Below are 16,722 nucleotides of genomic sequence, written 5' to 3'. Positions count from 1 at the left end.
AGCGGCGACCACGTTCCCCGGTCAGGCTTCGGGGATTTCGACGCCGTAGTTCTCCCGGGTGATGTCGACCGGGTCCGGGCCGCCGCGCACACCGGTATCGAGTGCATCGATCGCCGCCAGCTGGGCGGCGGTCAGCTCGAAATCGAAGATGTCGAAGTTCTCCGCGATCCGGGCAGGACGCACCGACTTCGGAATCGCCTGCCGGTTCTGCTGCAGATGCCAGCGCAGCATCACCTGCGCGGGTGACTTACCGTGCGCCGCAGCGATTTCCGCGATCACAGGGTCCTCGAGCGTGGATCCGTGGGGCCCACCTCGATAGAAGGTGATGCCACCGATCGGCGACCACGCCTGATTGAGGATCCCGTGCTCGCTGTCGACGGCGAGCAGATCCGACTGGCGGAAATACGGGTGCACCTCGATCTGGTTGACCGCGGGCACGACCTCGGTCGCCGCGAGCAGCCGGATGATGTGGTCGGGCATGAAATTCGAGACGCCGATCGCGCGAACCCGGCCATCGGCGTACAGCTTCTCCAGCGCCTTGTACGCCTGAATGGTGCGCTCGAACTCCCCGGGCACCGCCTGATGCAGGATCAGCAGGTCGATCTGCTCGACACCGAGCTTTCCGGCACTCTTGTCGAAACCGTGCAGAGTCTGCTCGTACCCGAAATCGGTGATCCAGATCTTGGTCTCGAGAAAGAGCTCGTCGCGGTCGAGCCCACTGCGGCGAACAGCCTCGCCGACCTCGCGTTCGTTGCCGTAGACCGCAGCGGTATCGATATGCCGGTACCCGGTCGTCAACGCTGCCTGCACAGCCGCGACAGTCTCGTCCGGAGCCGTCTGGAAGACGCCGAACCCGAGGGCCGGCATGGTGACTCCGTTGTTCAGGGTGAGGTTCGGAGTAGTCATATCCCGACCCTAAAACGTGCGTGACGTGCGAGGGAGGTACTGCGATTACCTGGAAGCCCCGTGACTCCCACAGCCCTGGTCCGGGGCGTGTACTCGAATACGAACAACGGATCGATACTTCTGCAGAAAGGGTTCGACACCATGGAGAGACTGATAAATCCGGCATCCCGGAAGGGCCCTGCCGAGTCGTTCACCGGGGAGGTCTGGTTCGACCAGATCTACCGGGGCGAGGAGCCCTCGCGAGCCAGAGTGAACGCCGTTCATTTCACTCCCTGTGCTCGCACCGCCTGGCACACCCACGCCGTCGGGCAGACGTTGCACGTCACCGAGGGCATCGGCCTGGTGGCCACCCGCGACGGGAAGGTGATCGTGATGCGTCCCGGCGACACCGTCCACACCCCGCCGGGCGAATGGCATTGGCACGGTGCGACTTCCGAGAACTTCATGACCCATCTGGCGATCTGGGAGGGCGCGGGCGACCCGAACGTCCCCGAGACCACCTGGGGTGAGCAGGTCACCGACGACGAATACCGGCGCGCCGACCACCAGCGCGATCGGTCCTGACCGCACGCTTGGAAGGAGAACTCCATGGCACTGAGCGAAACCGCCCGCGCCAACCACGCCGCCCTGTTCCCCGGACACGTCTCGACCCTGCGGAACACCGACCCCGAACTGATCGAGATTTTCGACAATTTCGCCTTCGACGAGGTCCTGCGCTACGGCGAACTCGACACCCGCACCCGGCTCATGACCCAACTGGCCGCACTCATCGCCATCCCGGCACTCGGCGAGTACCGAGTCATGCTCGGGGCGGCGCTCACCGCGGGCGTCACGCCAGTGGCAGCCAGGGAGATCGTCTACCAGGCCGTTCCGTACGTCGGCATGGGCAAGGTATTCGACTTCCTGCACGCCACCAACGACGTGCTGACCGAGCACGGCCTCGATCTCCCCCTGCCCGGCCAGTCCACCACCTCGCCGTCGACGCGCGAGGAGGAGGGGCTGGCGGTCCAGCAACGAATCGTCGGCAAGCAGGTCGTGGACGGGATGTACGCCGCTGCCGCCGACGACGAGGTGCACATCCAGCACTATCTGTCGGCGAACTGCTTCGGCGATCACCTAACCCGCACCGGCCTGGATCTGAAAACCCGTGAACTGCTGACCTTCTCGATGCTCGCCGCGCTCGGCGGCTGCGAGGCCCAGCTACGCGGCCACGTCACGGCCAACCTCACGGTCGGCAACGACCGAGCCCTGCTGCTGACCGTGCTCACTCAGCTCCTCCCCTTCCTCGGCTACCCACGCACCCTCAACGCCCTACGCATCCTCGACGACACCGCACCCGCAGCGTGAATCACTCTCGGTCAGGGGTAATGACAGCCCCTCCCTCGTTGTCGGCCATGGGCCTAGCGTCGGATGCGGGCATCGGCCCTGGGCCGCAGCGTCGCTGTGGCCGCCTGTCGAATCGGTGAGGAGAGTTCCGCTATGCAGTACCGTCCGCTCGGCCGTACCGGCGTTCAGGTCAGCCCGCTGTGCCTCGGAGCGATGATGTTCGGCCCGTGGGGCAATGACGACAGAGCGGACTCGATCCGCATCATCCACGCCGCGCTCGACGCGGGGATCAACTTCGTCGATACCGCGGATGTGTACTCCGGCGGCGTCTCCGAACAGATCGTCGGCGAGGCTCTGAAAGACCGCCGAGACGAGGTATTCCTCGCGACGAAGTTCTTCATGCCGATGGGCGAGGACCCGAACCAGCGGGGCGGTTCGCGCCGGTGGATCATCCGCGAGGTCGAGAACTCCCTCACCCGGCTGAACACCGACTACATCGACCTGTACCAGGTACACCGGCCGACCCCGGACGTCGACATCGACGAGACCCTCGGCGCGCTCAGCGACCTCGTGCACCAGGGCAAGGTCCGCTACATCGGCTCGTCGTCGTTCTCCGGCTCGCAGATAGTCGAAGCGCAATGGGCCGCGAAGCAGAACCACTTCTCGCGGTTCGTCACCGAGCAGCCCCCGTACTCGATCCTCGTACGCGGTATCGAGGAGGACGTACTCCCCACCGTCCAGCGCCACGGCATGGGCACCCTGACCTACAGCCCGCTCGCCGGCGGCTGGCTCTCGGGCCGGTGGCGTAAGAACGCCGCCCCCACGCCCACCTCGGCAGCCCGCCCGAGCGCCCGCTTCGACATGACCGATCCGGCCAACCAACGCAAACTCGACGTCGTCGAGAACCTCGCACAACTCGCCGAACAGACCGGCATCTCACTGCTCGAACTCGCGATCGCCTTCGTCCTCACCCACCCCGGCGTCACCAGCGCGATCGTCGGCCCACGCACGATGGACCAACTCCAGTCCTACCTGCCCGCAGCCGATATCACCCTGACAACCGACGTCCTCGACCGGATCGACGAACTCGTAGCACCCGGCGTAACGATCAACCCCGACGACAACAGCTACGGAGCCCACGAACTCCTCCCGGCAGCCCGCCGCCGCTGACCGTCATCCACGTCATATCCGGGGAGAGGCACCCACCGTGACACCGTGGGACGCAGCCGAATTCATGTCGGGGTACGTCCTGACCTCTCCCCTCACCCAGGCCGCGCGGTGTTGCCCGCCTGCTACCGTAGCCGCCACCATGATGGACGTGCCCCTCGTTCTTCGCCTCGCCACCATGGTGCGAGCGGGTACCCGGAGCGCTGCTTCCGTCGCTGCACAGTGTCCCCCCGCTCGAACCCTCAGCCGAGCCACTACCGGCACGGTGGAAGGTGGACAGAACAGCGGCTTCCGGCCCCATGACCCCGCCGGGGCAACACCAACATCGGTTGATCCGGCTCAGGGGGAGGCGCCTGCGGCGGGTAGGGCGTGCCGTAGGGAGCTCGATTCGGATATTGGGGCGGCGGTCCCTGCGGCGGATGCGGCATGCCGTAAGGAGCTGGATTCGGATATTGAGCAGGCCCCTGCGATGGATGCGGTGTGCCATAGGGAGCGGAGTGGGCGTGGCGTTCGGTCGAGGCGGTTCCGCTCACGGCGCTGACGATCAGCGCGATGAGCAAGAACGGTATCGCCGCCAGATGAGCATGAGCACGATCGCGGGCACAGTCACCGCCGTCGGGAATCGTGCACCCAGCACAAGTCCGAGTCCACCAGCGGCTATAGCCGCGATCAGGTACGCGACGACGCAGGTCAACACCTGATTCGAACACTCACCGAGCGGGCCGTCACCGAGATGACAGCCGTGCTCACCGAAGTCGACGCCTGCGCCACGGAGAGAGACATTCGTGACTGGTGAGCGTGAACCATCAGCACTCGGCAATATGCGTGACCTGTTCCGGGCACATCGAATCCACGGTGAACGCTGTGTTCGCGCAGCGTGAGTGGATGGAGGACGAGATCGGCCAGGCGCAGGAACGTCACCCTGAGGCGGGGGATCTGTTGTGGCACTGCGATGGGCTGTGTGTGCCGACTCATCGGGTGATGTCGACCGAGTTCGTGTATCGCAGCCATGTGCGTGAGTTGCTCGAACGTGTTGCCGCAGGGGGCGATACCCGGCCGGGCACCGCGGCCGAAGTTGCCGCCGCGATGATGACCACCAGCCTTGCCACGCCGCTCGACAGCACAGGCGCGGGGTTGTATCTGCGGATGTGGCGCAAGGCCGGTTTCCCTCCGGTCGGCGGCTCGATGCGCGACTATTACGAAGACGCTGTCGGCCCCCTGATCGACGCTGCTGAGACCACGGCCCGTCGCAAGCTGGCAGTTACCACCCGCACGATGGGAACCGTCACCTGCACCGGGCACCACGCCCCGGATTGCCATTTCGCCGACCTCGGCCACTGAACGCTCACGCACCGCGCGTTACGTGTCCGGCGGGCGCCGCGTCTGCCAAGGCTGCGCGGCTGGGTTTTCCGCATGTGAGGAGTGCGGCGCGCTGCTGCCGGACTACAGAGTCTGTGATGCCTGTCGGTCGGGTGCGGAGGTGTGGAACTACAGCTACAAACCCGATCCCCTTTCCACGGGGACGGGCCGCTGTATCTGGGGATGGAGCCGGAAATCATTGCCCCTCAGCGTCATCGATATCAGGCCGCGGCCGCGACCGATACGCGGACCTCGATGAATACCTCACCGCTTGATGGGCGGTCGCCGAATCGGCCCAGGGTGTTGAGCGACACTCCGAATTCGGACGAACCGGCGTTGTGGATACCGATCGGAAACGACGGTTGCCCAATGGATTCGGTCGGCGAGGTGGCGTATCTCGTCGGCATGGTGCCGCATACGGCGGCAGTAGCCGCGGCTGGGCTTGCTGAGGCGTGGTTGAGTCAGGCCCCGGCTGCGGTGACCACGGCGTCGGTGGCGAAGCCCAGCACGAGACCGGCGAAGACACACCAGGTCGTCAGCGTCTTGAAGCCGGTCTTGCGCGCGACGGCGAGCAGCTCGATCACCACGTAGAGGATGGACCCCGCAGCCAGGCCGAGGAAGGCGATCGACACCGTGTCGTTGACCAGGCGTTGACCGACGACCGTGCCGAGGAAGGTGGGGCCGCCGCCGATCAGGCCGAGCCAGAGCAGGGTGAGCCAGGAGGGGCGTTCGCCCTGCGCGGCGAGCGGTGCGACGATGCCGAACCCTTCGGTGGCGTTGTGCAGACCGAAGCCGATGATGAGCAGGATGGCGAGGGAGAGCTCGCCCTTGGCGGCGGAGTTGCCGATAGCCAGGCCCTCGGCGAAGTTGTGCAGACCGATGCCGGTAGCGATCATCAGCGCGAGGGACGCGGCCTGGCTGCGGCTCTTCGACGCGAGTTCGGTGGCGGCCACCGCACCCGGGCCCTGCGGGCGGCTGGCAGCCTGGCGGCGACGGGCCATCCAGCTGTCGTAGTGCACCAGGCCCAGCAGCCCCACCGCCAGGCCCGCCACCAGGGTGAGCCCGCCGGATGCCACTGTGCCCCACTCGTGCTTGCCCAGGGCGCCGTCGATGGGTTCCCAGGCGTGCGTCAGCACGTCCCAGACCAGGAACACCAGGATCCCGATGGCGACCGCGTTGAGCCCGGCCTTCAGACGCGGGGTGGGCTTACGCAGCCGGCCGATCGGCAGACCGAGGTAGATGGTGAATCCTGCTATGGCGCCAAGCAGGGCGATGTTTGCACTGGACATGAGAGGACCTCGGCTAGAGCGTGAGCGGACGAGCCAGCCTATGACAGGCAACGCTTACCTAACAAGCGACAGAGGGTTCCCTCGTTCGCGGCGGCCGACGTCGGCCAGGTTCCGCCGCCGAGGAGCCCGTCACAAGTTCCAGCTTCATCGGCAAACCCAACGCCTGAAAGCGCCCGCTACGTCGGCATTTTCAATGTCGGCTAACACCCAGGGCCCGTCAGGTTCACTGTGGCGCCGGGGCACCGGCGCGCGCATCGCTCGTGCCAATCCGTTTCATCGAGAGGAGCGCCACTGTGCAGTCGATGACCGACACCACGCTTACACCCGACCCGCAGCGGCATCGTGCGTGGGCGTTGCTGTCCCGGGTGGCGCTGTCCGCGCCGGGGATGGTTGCCGAACTCGTGCACGCGCACGGCGCGGTCGACGCGGCCGACCGGGTCGTGAGCGGGGTGATCGATGCCCGCTACGGTCCACGGGATTGGCAGCGCGCCGAGGACGACCTGTTCCGAACCGCTTTGATGGGTGGCAGGTTGCCCACCCGCGACGCCCCGCACTGGCCCGCACGTCTCGACGAACTCGGCGCGGACGTGCACGCCCCGGTCGCGCTGTGGGTACGCGGCCCGCAGGAGCCGGAACTGTTCGCATCCAACACGATCGGGGTGGTCGGGTCTCGCGTCGCGTCGGGCTACGGCCAACGTGTCACGCACGATTTCGCCGGGGCATTGGCTCGTCAGGGTTGGACTGTGGTCAGCGGTGCCGCGTTCGGTGTCGACGCGGCCGCCCACACCGCGGCCCTGGCCGAGCAGGGGTCGACCATCGCGGTGCTGCCGTGTGGGCTGGACCGCCCGTATCCTGCCGCGCACGAGCGGCTCCTGGCCCGGATCGTGGAGACCGGCCTGGTGATTTCGGAGTACCCGCCCGGCATCGGACCGGTGAAATCCCGGTTCCTGGCAAGGAATCGGATCATCGCGGCGCTCTCGCTCGGAGTGCTGGTGTGCGAAGCGGGCCTGCGCAGCGGCGCCGCCAACACCGTGCAGTGGGCCGCCCGGTCGCCGCGGTGCCAGGCACGATCACCTCAGCCACGTCCGCGGGCTGCCACGACATGATCCGCACCAGCCAAGCCCGACTGGTCACCACCATCGACCAGATCCGGGACACCATCCTCGGCTGAGATCACCTCTGCTGCTCCTGCCTTCATGGGTGAGTGCGGACCTCGGCCACCCCGGCGATCCCGATCATCGGCCACATCGAGTTCTCCCCGCGGGTAGCCGACATGCCACCGGCCTCACCTTGTTCGGGCGGGCTCCACCGCTGACCCCCGCTCCACGTCGGGTCGGTTCCTTCGGCTCTATCCCCATCACAGCGCCCCGTTCTGTCCGCCTCGGCGGACGGGACGGGGCGCTGTCGTCTGCATCCCCTTGTCCCGAAAGGCGATTGCTCATGCCTTCTGCTGTGACTCAGGCGCGTTGCTCGGCATGTTCGACTGCCCTGCGGTCCGACGACCCGAGCACCGGCCATCCACTGTGTGATGCCTGCACCCAGACCCCTTGGTGCGATGAGTGTTCCATGCCCGCGGCCGAGCAGCATCTGACCGTCGATGACGGGGTGCTGTGCGGCGACTGCGCCGGGGGCTATTGCCGCTGCGACGACTGCGGGCTACTGGACCACAATCTGCGAGAGGTAGACAACGGCACCGAAGTCTGCGCGCAATGCGCGATCGACTATTGCTCCTGTCAGCGCTGCGACGCACTGATCACCGGATATGCCGACTACTGCTCGGATTGCTCGCGCAGCAACGACATCCACGACTACAGCTACAAACCCACCCCGCTGCTCCACGGGGGACGGACCCGTGTTCCTGGGCCTCGAGCTCGAACTCAAACCTCCGACGGGGACTGCTACGACTGCGCCCGCCTGGCCTCCAGGAAGCTGAGCCGCCTCGGCTATCTCGAGGACGACGGTGATCGGGTACGGACACGGGTTCGAGGTGGTCACCCACCCGATGTCCTACCCGTACGCGATGCAGGAGTTCCCATGGGATCTGCTGCCCGAACTCGAGGAGCGCGGCGCGTACATCGATAGCGATGCCGGGATCCATGTGCACGTCTCCCGCGCGGGATTCGCTTCGCCGGTGCACGTGTATCGGTGGATGAAATTCGTGTACCGCAACGAATCCCACCTCACTCGGTTGGCGCGGCGCTCCTGCGATGAGTGGGCCCCGTTCGAGCCCGGCGCACGGGCCGGGATCGTCGATTTCGCCAAGGGCAACCATCAATGGGGCCTCGGGGACGGGACATCCGCACCGCCTCATACCCCATGCGGTTCAGTATGACTCGGCGGTGCGACACGATCCCGTGATCGAGAATTCGTGCACGACACCAGAACTCGCCGATTCCGGCGAAGCCTTGGTGGCTCAGCTGCCGGATTCTTGCCCGTGCCAGGTCGGGCCGCTGCGCCAGAACCGTGCGAGGTGCTCGCACATGTGCTCGGGCTGGGTGTCGGCATAGTCCTCGCCGGAGCGCTCGGCGACCAGCAGCCAGAACGATTTCGCGGTGGGCTTGTGGCGGCTGGTCTGCTAGATGTAGCCGGGCACTTGGTCACGAAGGTAGGCCAGGGCACCGGTAGCGATGCCCTGGCCCCACAAGTTGTTTTGGACATGAAGGGCACCGATGAATCCGATTCGGCACTCGCAACGCCCGCATCCGAGCGGCACGATGGCTGCGAAGACGCTATGGGCGTACGCCGATTGGAGATTTCCACAGATCAAATCTCCGGATTATGCACGTAGGACCGGAGGGGGCTGCTAAATCTGCCTATTCGGCCTTGGCGAGGCCGAATTCATCCACGTGCCCGTGAGGGCTGGATTCACGGCCTGGGTCGGGTGGAAGATCCAGATCGAAATGGCGTTTGAGCACGTAGGCGATCGAATCGAACATTGCACCCCATCGAATAAGTTTCATAGTCTCGAAATTGAATTGTGTACCCCCGACCGAAACGCCGGCGATCGAACGGCTCGGTCCATAGTCGAGCACAAGGTCAGCCGCGTCGAGAATTGAGGACTGTATGTCCTCGACCCGGTGTTTGACACCAGTGCCCGTAAGGTTCGCCGATGTACCGAATATCGGGTGCAAGTGCTCGAGACTGAGTTGTTCGACACGAGACAGAAACGGGCCGCCCAGATTCCTAGCGGCCGCGACGGTGCTGTTCGCCGTGCAGAGGTCCAGCAGGCCCGGTTCAATCTGCCTCATCAACGGGTGGTCCGAACGATATCGCGCGATACTGCACCACGGCAGACCATAGTCGATACTGACGCAGTCGATCATATCCCATTGATGATCGTCCAGCTCGAGAATCTCGCGCTGGGCATCTCGACCGATCACCATTCCGATCCGTTTATGCGGACCGCGGCGCTTCACCTGGTTGATCCGTCGAACTGCATCGAGACTTCCACCCCAAATCGAATAGCCCATATCGGTCGGAAAGATCGCTAGTCCGTCATTGGAAACCACGTCCCACAGCTTCTGTGTGTCACCTGCAATGTCTGGTCGCCCGAGAGTACGGGCCGAACGTTTAGCGGAATGTGTCATACCACACTTCTCCTATCCCAGGGTACTTTGACTACGTGTCGGCGACAATGAATTCAACGCTGCGGCGCAGCTGATGCACTGCCACTTTGCGGACTGCGTTGGAGGGGAATCCCCACCACAAGGCCGCCGAGAATGGCAGGCAACGCGAAACCCAGAGCTGCGATCATCGGGCTCCCATGTGAAATCGTGAGAACCATTCCGCCGTACGAGGGCCCGGCAATTGCTCCGAATCGACCGACGCCATTTGCCCAGCCCACGCCGGTTGCACGAGCGGCCGCGGGGTAGAAGCCAGCGATATGGTCCAACATCAGGTTCAGTACTGCAGCCGTCCCGAAACCTGCGACCACAACCGCGCATATAGCCGCGATACGCGAGGCTCCTGCAATCAGAACGAACCCGGCTGCGCAAAGAAAGAATCCTATTACGATCATCGTTCTCGCACCGGTTCGCTCAGCAATCCAGGAAACTATCACCGAGCCGATAATCGAGCTCACACTGTAGAGCATCAGAAACTCGAGCGAAGAACCCAACGGGAAGCCGGCCTGCACCATGAAATGTGGCAACCAGGTGCTCGTGGCATAAATGATCAGGAGTATGATAACCATGGTCAGCCAGAACCCGATTGTGGCCCACCGATATTGCGGCTGGAACAGCGCAACGATTGGAGATCGCGCTGGCCGAACATCGGCGACCTTCTCCGTCGATTCATCGAGTCCGTACTTGCTGGCAACGATGCCGGCTTCGAGCTCCTGCCGGTGCAACCATAGGTACGACATGGACTCGGGAAGCCAAGCGAATGCCATCGGCAACACCGTTACCAGCGGAATCGCCCCAAGGGCGTACACCGCGCGGAAGCTGCCGTGCGGCAGCAGCACCAGGGCTGCAAACGATGCCACAACTGCACCGAAGAACGGACCGGTCAAGACGGCACAGACAACGCGATGGCGATAGCGAGGCGGCGCAAACTCCGAAGCAATGGAGACAACGATGGGCATCATTCCGCCGATTCCGAGACCCGTCATGAAACGTGCGGCGCCGAACGTCGCCAAGTTCGCCGCCGCTGCGCAGAAAAGTGCCGATAACGAGTAGAATGTCAGCGAGAAAAGGAATAGTCGTCGGCGACCGAAAACATCGGTCAATGTTCCGGCTCCAAAGGCCCCGATCAGCAATCCCACCAGGGATACACTCCCGACAGTTCCGGCCGACGCCGCCGTTATCCCCCACGTCTTTTCGTGGATAATCAACGGCAGTGTCGCACCGTAGACGAAAACCTCATATCCATCGGCAATCAGTGCTAACCAGCAGATCAATTGGGGTACCAACCACATCCGCGCAGGTTGGCTGATACCCGCATTCGAAGAGTCCACATCGACCTACATTTTCTAACGCTGCCGAGTAGCAGCTTGACGGTGACGGGGTCCCGGACAGCCCACAGTTTCGAGGATTCGCCGGGCGCACCGTTCACCACAGAACCGGTCCGAGCAGGCTTCTCGCCTCGCACCGACCTGTCAGGGATCAAATTCGAACAGCCGCATCGCGAGCAGGGGGACCCGCACGAGTTGGTAGTTTGTCTGACATCTTATATAGTACGAAGGATCGTTCGACTGTGTCAAGGCCCACAAGATACGGGGCGCGCCCCTCCCGATCAGAACGAACGGCAGCCGTTCTGGATTCTGATCGGGAGGTTGCTCGATAACGCCGGCTTTCGAGCGGGCGCAGCGGCTCTGGAGCACGCACCCACCAACTACTGGGTCGTGACTGCAGCCCAGGACCAAGGTACGGGCGACGCCGCCGCACCAGACCCCAGTTCACCACTCTCGTAACGGAACTAGAGCGCACCCTCTCGGGGATTGTCTATACGCGCGTCGATCACCGAAGAGCATTTGAGCTGAGAGGGTCGCGATGCGACGATCCGAGGATATTTGGCCGAAAATCCGAAGCTTGGCGTCGCTCAGGCTATTCGGAGTTGATGCGGAACGAGAACCCTAGGCGGAAGGTCTGTGGGCCCATCACTGAGACCGGCCGAGGCGCGCAAGCGACCGATCGAGTGTTGTCAACAGAACCAGTGCTACCGATGAAACCAGCATGAATCCTGCAAGACTCGGCAAACCAGCCCCGCTGGAACCCGATGATAGGAACGCGCCGCCCGCAGCTGCCGCGCCGATCGCGCCGAAGTAGGTGGAAGTCCGAAGCAGCCCCGCAGACGAACCGATCCGCGTCGGATCTGCCTGTAAGTAAAGGGCGTTTTGGTTGGCAAGGGTATTCAGCCCTTGAGGTATGCCCATGATCATCGAGCCCACAACCAGAAGCCAGATCGCCGAACCAGAGTGCAATGTCAGCAAGACGACAGCCACTAGGACCTGGCCTAGACTGCCGACCAGGAGCTTCGCCCGGATCTCTGGCCGCCGACCAGTGAGGGTCGAGACGCCGATCGCCGTCAATGACATAGGGAGCAAAACAAGTCCTGCCCCTGCGGCACTCAGACCACGCCCCTGCTCCAGCCACTGTGTGAAACCGTAGAGATAACAGTAGAGCACCATACAAGCGAGTAGGTTTCGCAGAAATGTCGCCACCAGGGGAAGATTTCCACCGAGAACCCGAACATCAAGAAATGGCTGCGCGATGCGCATCTCGCGGATGATCAAGCCGATACCTGCCAACAATGCAATCACCGGTAGATACCAATGCGCGACTTGAGGCTTCATCAGGAAGATCAAGAGAGCGACCAACATTCCCGTGAAGAGGCCGATGCCTGGAAAGTCCAGGCTCGACAACGTGCTTCGTTGGGCAACAACGACTTTCGGTATTCTACGCGCGCCCAGCACCAAGCATGCAAGCGCGAGTGGAATATTGACGGCGAAGGTCGTTCGCCAGCCTCCGACATGGATGAGCAAGCCACCCAGTGTCGGCCCGATAACCGTCACCGTCTGATTGGCAACAGCCAACGCGGTGAGAACGCCCGCAGGGCTGCCCTTCCCTGTGCGATCAGCTTCGCTGCGAATCAAGTACATCGATGCGGGATAGCCTGCACACGTACCGAATCCCAGGACCACCCGCGCTAGGACGAGAACCCAAAACTGGGGTGCGAGCACCCCCAATAGGCCAGCGAGGCCGGCCAGCATCGTTCCACCCAGGTAGATCCAGCGAGGACCGTACAGATCCACAAGCCGCCCGACGACTGGTTGCCCAACAGCCGTTGCCAGGTACAGCGCCGACACCAACCAAGCGGTCTCGGATGCTGAGGCGCCGAACGCTACGCCGATTGGTACCAGCGAAACCGAAATAATGGATGAATTGACTGGGTTCAAGGCTGAACTCAGCATCATGGCAGGTAACAACCGACGATCGAAACGGTCTGGTGGTGCCTCATGCTTATTGACCCGCAATAGAAAAGTCATCCTTACCCAAACCGTTCGAGTAGAGCCAGGGCGCGCAACATGGTCTGCCGCTCGGCTTCCGAATACTCCTCCTCCATCGCCGTCGCGAGCCATTCCTGTCCAGCTTTGACCCGGCTGGTCATGTATTCACGCCCAGCACTACTGAGCGAGATCGGTTGCCGCCGCCCATCGTGCGGATCGTGGTGGCGATCGACGAAGCCGCGTTCGGCCAGTGCCGACAGCGTGACCCCAATTGCCTGGGGCCGCACGCGCTCCGCGGCGGCAATCTCGCTGGCGGTAAAGTCGCCGCACGTCAACCGGCTCATAACTGACATCTGCGACGGTGTCAATTCCTGATTATCCGACGTCGCGAGGATCCGGCGCCGCAGCCGGACCAGTGTTATACGCAGCTCACGTGCGACCTCCCATGCAGATTCAGACACCGTAACCAGAGGTTTACTCATACCTTCGACAAGAATCTTGTTAGTTGATCAGCCGACTCAAAAATGTTGGGGTACAAGAGATATCGTGCACCCACCTCCGGCTCGACCGCGACCTCTGGTGCTTCTGCTCGCCCGAGGCGCGGTCAACCGAGACTATGCGCAACAGCATTGCCCCAGCTCGAGATACGATCCCAAAGTTGGACACGCGTCGAAGCGGTGTTGTGGCAGTGCGCAGCGCCCTGCAGCACAAACAGGGTGACATCAGGCGAGGCGCGATAAAAACTCGGCTCAGCGCGCGGGTCCCTGGTGAGTTCGAAGAATCCTTCACCGAAGCCGAGGAACACCGGCACCTCGAGGACTGCAGCTTCGTCTCTGCCGAATCCCGGAGCGATGACCTCGGCCGCAGCCCGAACGGGAACTCGCGAACTGACCGCCTCGTCCGCCTCCAGCACGGCCACTGGTACATCGGATCCGTACAGGAGGTGCTGGATGTTCTTTCTCGGTCGACGATGGAACTGGATTTCGGGTGCTACCCCAAACCGCTTGCGACCGATCGCTTCACTGGCATCCATGCGTTCGGCAAGGGTGTTGCCTTGAATCTCACCAAACGGGTTCGAGTAGTCGAGCCCGGCGCCGAGCAGGCAGACCGCATCATATGTGCGAAACCCAGCCTGCACCAGGATCGTGACGAACGCACCGAGCGAATGTCCAGCCCCGATGAATGGCCCCTTCACCGGGCCGAGCCCATCGACAAGGGTGCCCGCCCGAACCCGCTCGATAATCTGCGCCGCGGCAACGCTATTGCCGTTGCGAAGCCGCTCTGCCGTAACCGCACCGCCGGGTGGGTCGCTGCTCTCGCCGACGCCGAGGTGATCGAGCGCTATTACCACCCAGCCCAGCTCGGAGAGATGCTCAGCGAAGCTGTATCCAGGGTGTCCGGGCACTTCGAGGTGCCAGTAGTGCTTATCGAATCCCCCACCGGACAGACAAACCATCGTGCCGGTCGGCTCGATGCCAGGCGGAGGTACAAATACCCATGCGGCCTGGCTCAGTTCAGTATCGGCGACGCCGTCACGAACTTCGAAGCTGAGGGGATAGAGCATAGAGTTCTCCTGTCGTGGAGGAAGTCTGCACGTCTACACAATGGATCATGCTGCCGCACAGAAGATTTCAATGATCGCGGCGTTAGCCGCCGGTGCGGTCGAGCAAAGCGAGAAGGTCGGCGACAGTGGTCATTTCCCCGAGCCGGGGAAAGATATTGTTGATGCTGTTCTCGTGGGCGACATGACTGAGATCCGTCATGGCGTCAGCGACCAGAACGACGTTGTAGCCATGCTCGTGGGCCTGACGGGCAGTCGAATCAACTCCGATGCTCGTCGCGACGCCGGCGATGACGACCTGCGTGATACCGAGCTCGACCAGATGCTCTCCGAGGTCTGTGTTGTGGAAGGCGCCCCACGTGTATTTGGTTACCGTCTTGTCGTCGGGATGCTGGTTGAGTTCAGGCAACAAATCGGTCCAACCGTCCGGCATCTCGTGGCCGCCGCCCTGCTCTGTACGCCCGGGAGACTGCCCGGCAGCGTTGACCAAGATCACAGGCAAATGCTTGGCGCGGAAAGCATCGGCAAGGGAGGCCGCTCGGGCAACGATGTCGTCAAGCGGATGCACGGTTGGCAGCCCAGCCAATCCGGCTTGCAGGTCAACGAGTATGAGCGCGAGGGTGGGCTCTAGAACGCGAAGGGGCACAGGAACTCCTACTCAAGCTCCGCGAGGCAACGACGGCTGGGCGGAGCCACAGATTAGTGATTGGCCGACATCGATGACCGGATCGCTTTGCCTGCCCCGGAGCGAACGGCAGCTGTTCGGGAATAGACAAACTGCCGCGCCTTTGCAGATCGGGTCATACCAACTCTCCTGGTCTTTGTCATACCTCCGCATCCTTCGACCGGGACCGAAGCCCTTTGAGCCTAAGATGAGGTTGTCATGACTTGTCAGACTTGATATGTATACACCACCATCGAAGCGTGAGCAAGGGCACATGGACGGGTGACCGAGCGTTCAGCTGTACGATCTGCAGCTCCGATCCCGAACGCGTACACATCAGAAGCTCTAACCTGCGTTGACATGTCTAGTAGCTTGCAGCTCAAAGGAACTGCGACTCGTTTTTCTCCAACTCGACGTAAGGTTGCCCCCTCATGTCTGAAGTGGCGGATTGCGGCAGGATCCACCAACATGGCGGAGTGGGATCTCCTTTGCAGATCGCGACGATCAACGCCTTGCCCCCTGGCCCAGGTGGCTGCAGCAGCCCGGTTCGATCGAGAGCGCTGATGGCCTGGGCCGCCCCTTGCTGCGGCGCCTGATGCGACTTGGACTTGACGCCGAACCTACATACTGGGCCAAAGCCGTCTGGCTGCCAGCGATTTCGTCAGCAGTGACAAATCAGATCGACATCCTCGTAGGCTCAGCCAATATCATTCGCCTGTGAAGATGGGAGCGCGCCTCTCGCGGAAGGCGGTGCGGGCTTCATCTGAGTCCCGTGTCGACTGAACAACTGCTTGCTCAGCCGCAACCATAGCGAGCGAAGTCATGAAGTCGACTCGTTCCCCCTGCCGGACAAGACGTTTGATGGCTCGGACGGCAACCGGGGGACTGTCGGCAAGACGACGGCACAGCCGATTCGCCTCTTCAGCAAGCTGATCAGGTGCGTGAACGGACAGGACGATGCCGAGGTCGAGCGCCTCGGTGGCGTCTACAAACCGGCCAGTCCACAACAATTCGAGAGCTCGAGCCTGGCCGACGATCCGGGGCAGCAGGTGGGCACCGCCATCGCCAGGGATCAGGCCGACCCGGACGTACGCTTCCGAGAAGCGCGCTCGATCCGACGCAAGCCTGATGTCGCAGGCAAGCGCCATATCCATTCCCGCACCGACGGCAGCACCGTCCACCGCCGCGATCAGTGGCTTGTCGAGTTCCAGGGCGGCAGCCGCAACACGGTGAACCCGATGCGACAGGACTTCCTGCCGGCCGAGCGTTGAGGTGATTTTAGAAAAGTCTTCCAGATCGACACCCGCGCAGAATGTTCCGCCGGCACCGGTAACCAAGACGACACGCACGGCGGGGTTCGACCGCGCAGAGCGCAGACACTCAGCCCACGTATCGAGCATTTCGAGCGTGAAGGCGTTCTTCCGATGCGGCCGATTCAGCAGGATTGTCGCGATCCCGTCGTCGACGATGTACTCGAGGTCTGCCATTGCGAAAATCCTTCTGC

15 protein-coding genes and 1 pseudogene are annotated in these 16,722 nt (G+C 63.0%); 6 read left to right on the top strand and 10 right to left on the bottom strand.

What is annotated here, in order from left to right; all coding sequences use genetic code 11:
- Nucleotides 1-21 precede the first annotated feature (21 nt).
- Nucleotides 22-906, bottom strand: coding sequence for an aldo/keto reductase (locus ON40_RS40050; protein WP_040830758.1), 885 nt, complete (start codon nt 904-906; stop codon nt 22-24).
- 141 nt (nt 907-1,047) lie between these two features.
- Here ON40_RS40050 and ON40_RS40045 point away from each other — a divergent pair, with 141 nt between their 5' ends.
- The 4 genes from ON40_RS40045 to ON40_RS40030 all read left to right on the top strand — a co-directional run bounded on the left by ON40_RS40045 (nt 1,048) and on the right by ON40_RS40030 (nt 4,740).
- Complete coding sequence (locus ON40_RS40045) at nt 1,048-1,470, top strand: (R)-mandelonitrile lyase (protein ID WP_040830756.1); 423 nt, start codon at nt 1,048-1,050, stop codon at nt 1,468-1,470.
- Between the two features lie 24 nt (nt 1,471-1,494).
- Nucleotides 1,495-2,253 (top strand): carboxymuconolactone decarboxylase family protein, encoded by a 759-nt coding sequence (locus tag ON40_RS40040; RefSeq protein WP_040830755.1) that lies wholly within the window; start codon nt 1,495-1,497, stop codon nt 2,251-2,253.
- 132 nt (nt 2,254-2,385) lie between these two features.
- On the top strand, nt 2,386-3,402 hold the full coding sequence (locus tag ON40_RS40035) for an aldo/keto reductase (protein ID WP_040830754.1): 1,017 nt from the start codon (nt 2,386-2,388) through the stop codon (nt 3,400-3,402).
- Between the two features lie 852 nt (nt 3,403-4,254).
- Entirely contained in the window at nt 4,255-4,740 is a 486-nt protein-coding gene (locus tag ON40_RS40030) for a hypothetical protein (protein ID WP_157186748.1), read from the top strand.
- A 239-nt stretch (nt 4,741-4,979) separates the two neighbouring features.
- On the opposite strand, the gene ON40_RS40025 is transcribed toward ON40_RS40030, so the two are convergent.
- Together ON40_RS40025 and ON40_RS40020 are read right to left on the bottom strand one after the other, a co-directional pair.
- Complete coding sequence (locus ON40_RS40025; protein ID WP_040830753.1) at nt 4,980-5,165, bottom strand: hypothetical protein; 186 nt, start codon at nt 5,163-5,165, stop codon at nt 4,980-4,982.
- A 54-nt stretch (nt 5,166-5,219) separates the two neighbouring features.
- Complete coding sequence (locus ON40_RS40020) at nt 5,220-6,047, bottom strand: ZIP family metal transporter (RefSeq protein ID WP_040830752.1); 828 nt, start codon at nt 6,045-6,047, stop codon at nt 5,220-5,222.
- Nucleotides 6,048-6,349: 302 nt separating this feature from the next.
- Between ON40_RS40020 and dprA the strand changes: the two are divergent.
- Both dprA and ON40_RS40010 read left to right on the top strand, forming a co-directional pair.
- Nucleotides 6,350-7,218: pseudogene (dprA, locus tag ON40_RS40015) on the top strand (DNA-processing protein DprA).
- Nucleotides 7,219-8,007: 789 nt separating this feature from the next.
- A complete protein-coding gene (locus tag ON40_RS40010) occupies nt 8,008-8,379 on the top strand; it encodes a hypothetical protein (protein WP_040830751.1) in 372 nt (123 codons plus the stop codon).
- A gap of 481 nt (nt 8,380-8,860) precedes the next feature.
- Here the strand turns inward: ON40_RS40010 and ON40_RS40005 are convergent, their stop codons facing one another.
- The 7 genes from ON40_RS40005 to ON40_RS39975 all read right to left on the bottom strand — a co-directional run bounded on the left by ON40_RS40005 (nt 8,861) and on the right by ON40_RS39975 (nt 16,705).
- Nucleotides 8,861-9,556 (bottom strand): Sua5/YciO/YrdC/YwlC family protein, encoded by a 696-nt coding sequence (locus ON40_RS40005; RefSeq protein WP_157186746.1) that lies wholly within the window; start codon nt 9,554-9,556, stop codon nt 8,861-8,863.
- Nucleotides 9,557-9,687: 131 nt separating this feature from the next.
- Nucleotides 9,688-10,962, bottom strand: coding sequence for an MFS transporter (locus ON40_RS40000; RefSeq protein WP_040830749.1), 1,275 nt, complete (start codon nt 10,960-10,962; stop codon nt 9,688-9,690).
- 681 nt (nt 10,963-11,643) lie between these two features.
- On the bottom strand, nt 11,644-13,032 hold the full coding sequence (locus ON40_RS39995; RefSeq protein WP_040830747.1) for an MFS transporter: 1,389 nt from the start codon (nt 13,030-13,032) through the stop codon (nt 11,644-11,646).
- Between the two features lie 2 nt (nt 13,033-13,034).
- Nucleotides 13,035-13,475 (bottom strand): MarR family winged helix-turn-helix transcriptional regulator, encoded by a 441-nt coding sequence (locus ON40_RS39990; protein ID WP_040830745.1) that lies wholly within the window; start codon nt 13,473-13,475, stop codon nt 13,035-13,037.
- Nucleotides 13,476-13,597: 122 nt separating this feature from the next.
- Complete coding sequence (locus ON40_RS39985; protein ID WP_040830743.1) at nt 13,598-14,557, bottom strand: alpha/beta fold hydrolase; 960 nt, start codon at nt 14,555-14,557, stop codon at nt 13,598-13,600.
- An 82-nt stretch (nt 14,558-14,639) separates the two neighbouring features.
- Nucleotides 14,640-15,122 carry an isochorismatase family protein gene (locus tag ON40_RS39980; RefSeq protein ID WP_245568205.1) on the bottom strand — a complete coding sequence of 161 codons (483 nt, stop codon included), beginning with the start codon at nt 15,120-15,122 and terminating at the stop codon, nt 14,640-14,642.
- Nucleotides 15,123-15,925: 803 nt separating this feature from the next.
- Entirely contained in the window at nt 15,926-16,705 is a 780-nt protein-coding gene (locus tag ON40_RS39975; protein ID WP_040830741.1) for an enoyl-CoA hydratase/isomerase family protein, read from the bottom strand.
- Nucleotides 16,706-16,722 lie beyond the last annotated feature (17 nt).

The sequence above is a fragment of the Nocardia jiangxiensis NBRC 101359 genome (assembly GCF_000308615.1).
Lineage (GTDB): Bacteria > Actinomycetota > Actinomycetes > Mycobacteriales > Mycobacteriaceae > Nocardia > Nocardia jiangxiensis.
Note: the sequence above shows the minus strand (reverse complement) of the source record. Positions and strands in the feature narration are given on the sequence as shown.

Coding starts and splice junctions, on each gene's coding strand:
- ON40_RS40050 (WP_040830758.1), bottom strand. CDS start 906: ATGACTACTCCGAACCTCACCCTGAACAACGGAGTCACCATGCCGGCC.
- ON40_RS40045 (WP_040830756.1), top strand. CDS start 1,048: ATGGAGAGACTGATAAATCCGGCATCCCGGAAGGGCCCTGCCGAGTCG.
- ON40_RS40040 (WP_040830755.1), top strand. CDS start 1,495: ATGGCACTGAGCGAAACCGCCCGCGCCAACCACGCCGCCCTGTTCCCC.
- ON40_RS40035 (WP_040830754.1), top strand. CDS start 2,386: ATGCAGTACCGTCCGCTCGGCCGTACCGGCGTTCAGGTCAGCCCGCTG.
- ON40_RS40025 (WP_040830753.1), bottom strand. CDS start 5,165: ATGCCGACGAGATACGCCACCTCGCCGACCGAATCCATTGGGCAACCG.
- ON40_RS40020 (WP_040830752.1), bottom strand. CDS start 6,047: ATGTCCAGTGCAAACATCGCCCTGCTTGGCGCCATAGCAGGATTCACC.
- ON40_RS40000 (WP_040830749.1), bottom strand. CDS start 10,962: ATGTGGTTGGTACCCCAATTGATCTGCTGGTTAGCACTGATTGCCGAT.
- ON40_RS39995 (WP_040830747.1), bottom strand. CDS start 13,032: ATGACTTTTCTATTGCGGGTCAATAAGCATGAGGCACCACCAGACCGT.
- ON40_RS39990 (WP_040830745.1), bottom strand. CDS start 13,475: ATGAGTAAACCTCTGGTTACGGTGTCTGAATCTGCATGGGAGGTCGCA.
- ON40_RS39985 (WP_040830743.1), bottom strand. CDS start 14,557: ATGCTCTATCCCCTCAGCTTCGAAGTTCGTGACGGCGTCGCCGATACT.
- ON40_RS39975 (WP_040830741.1), bottom strand. CDS start 16,705: ATGGCAGACCTCGAGTACATCGTCGACGACGGGATCGCGACAATCCTG.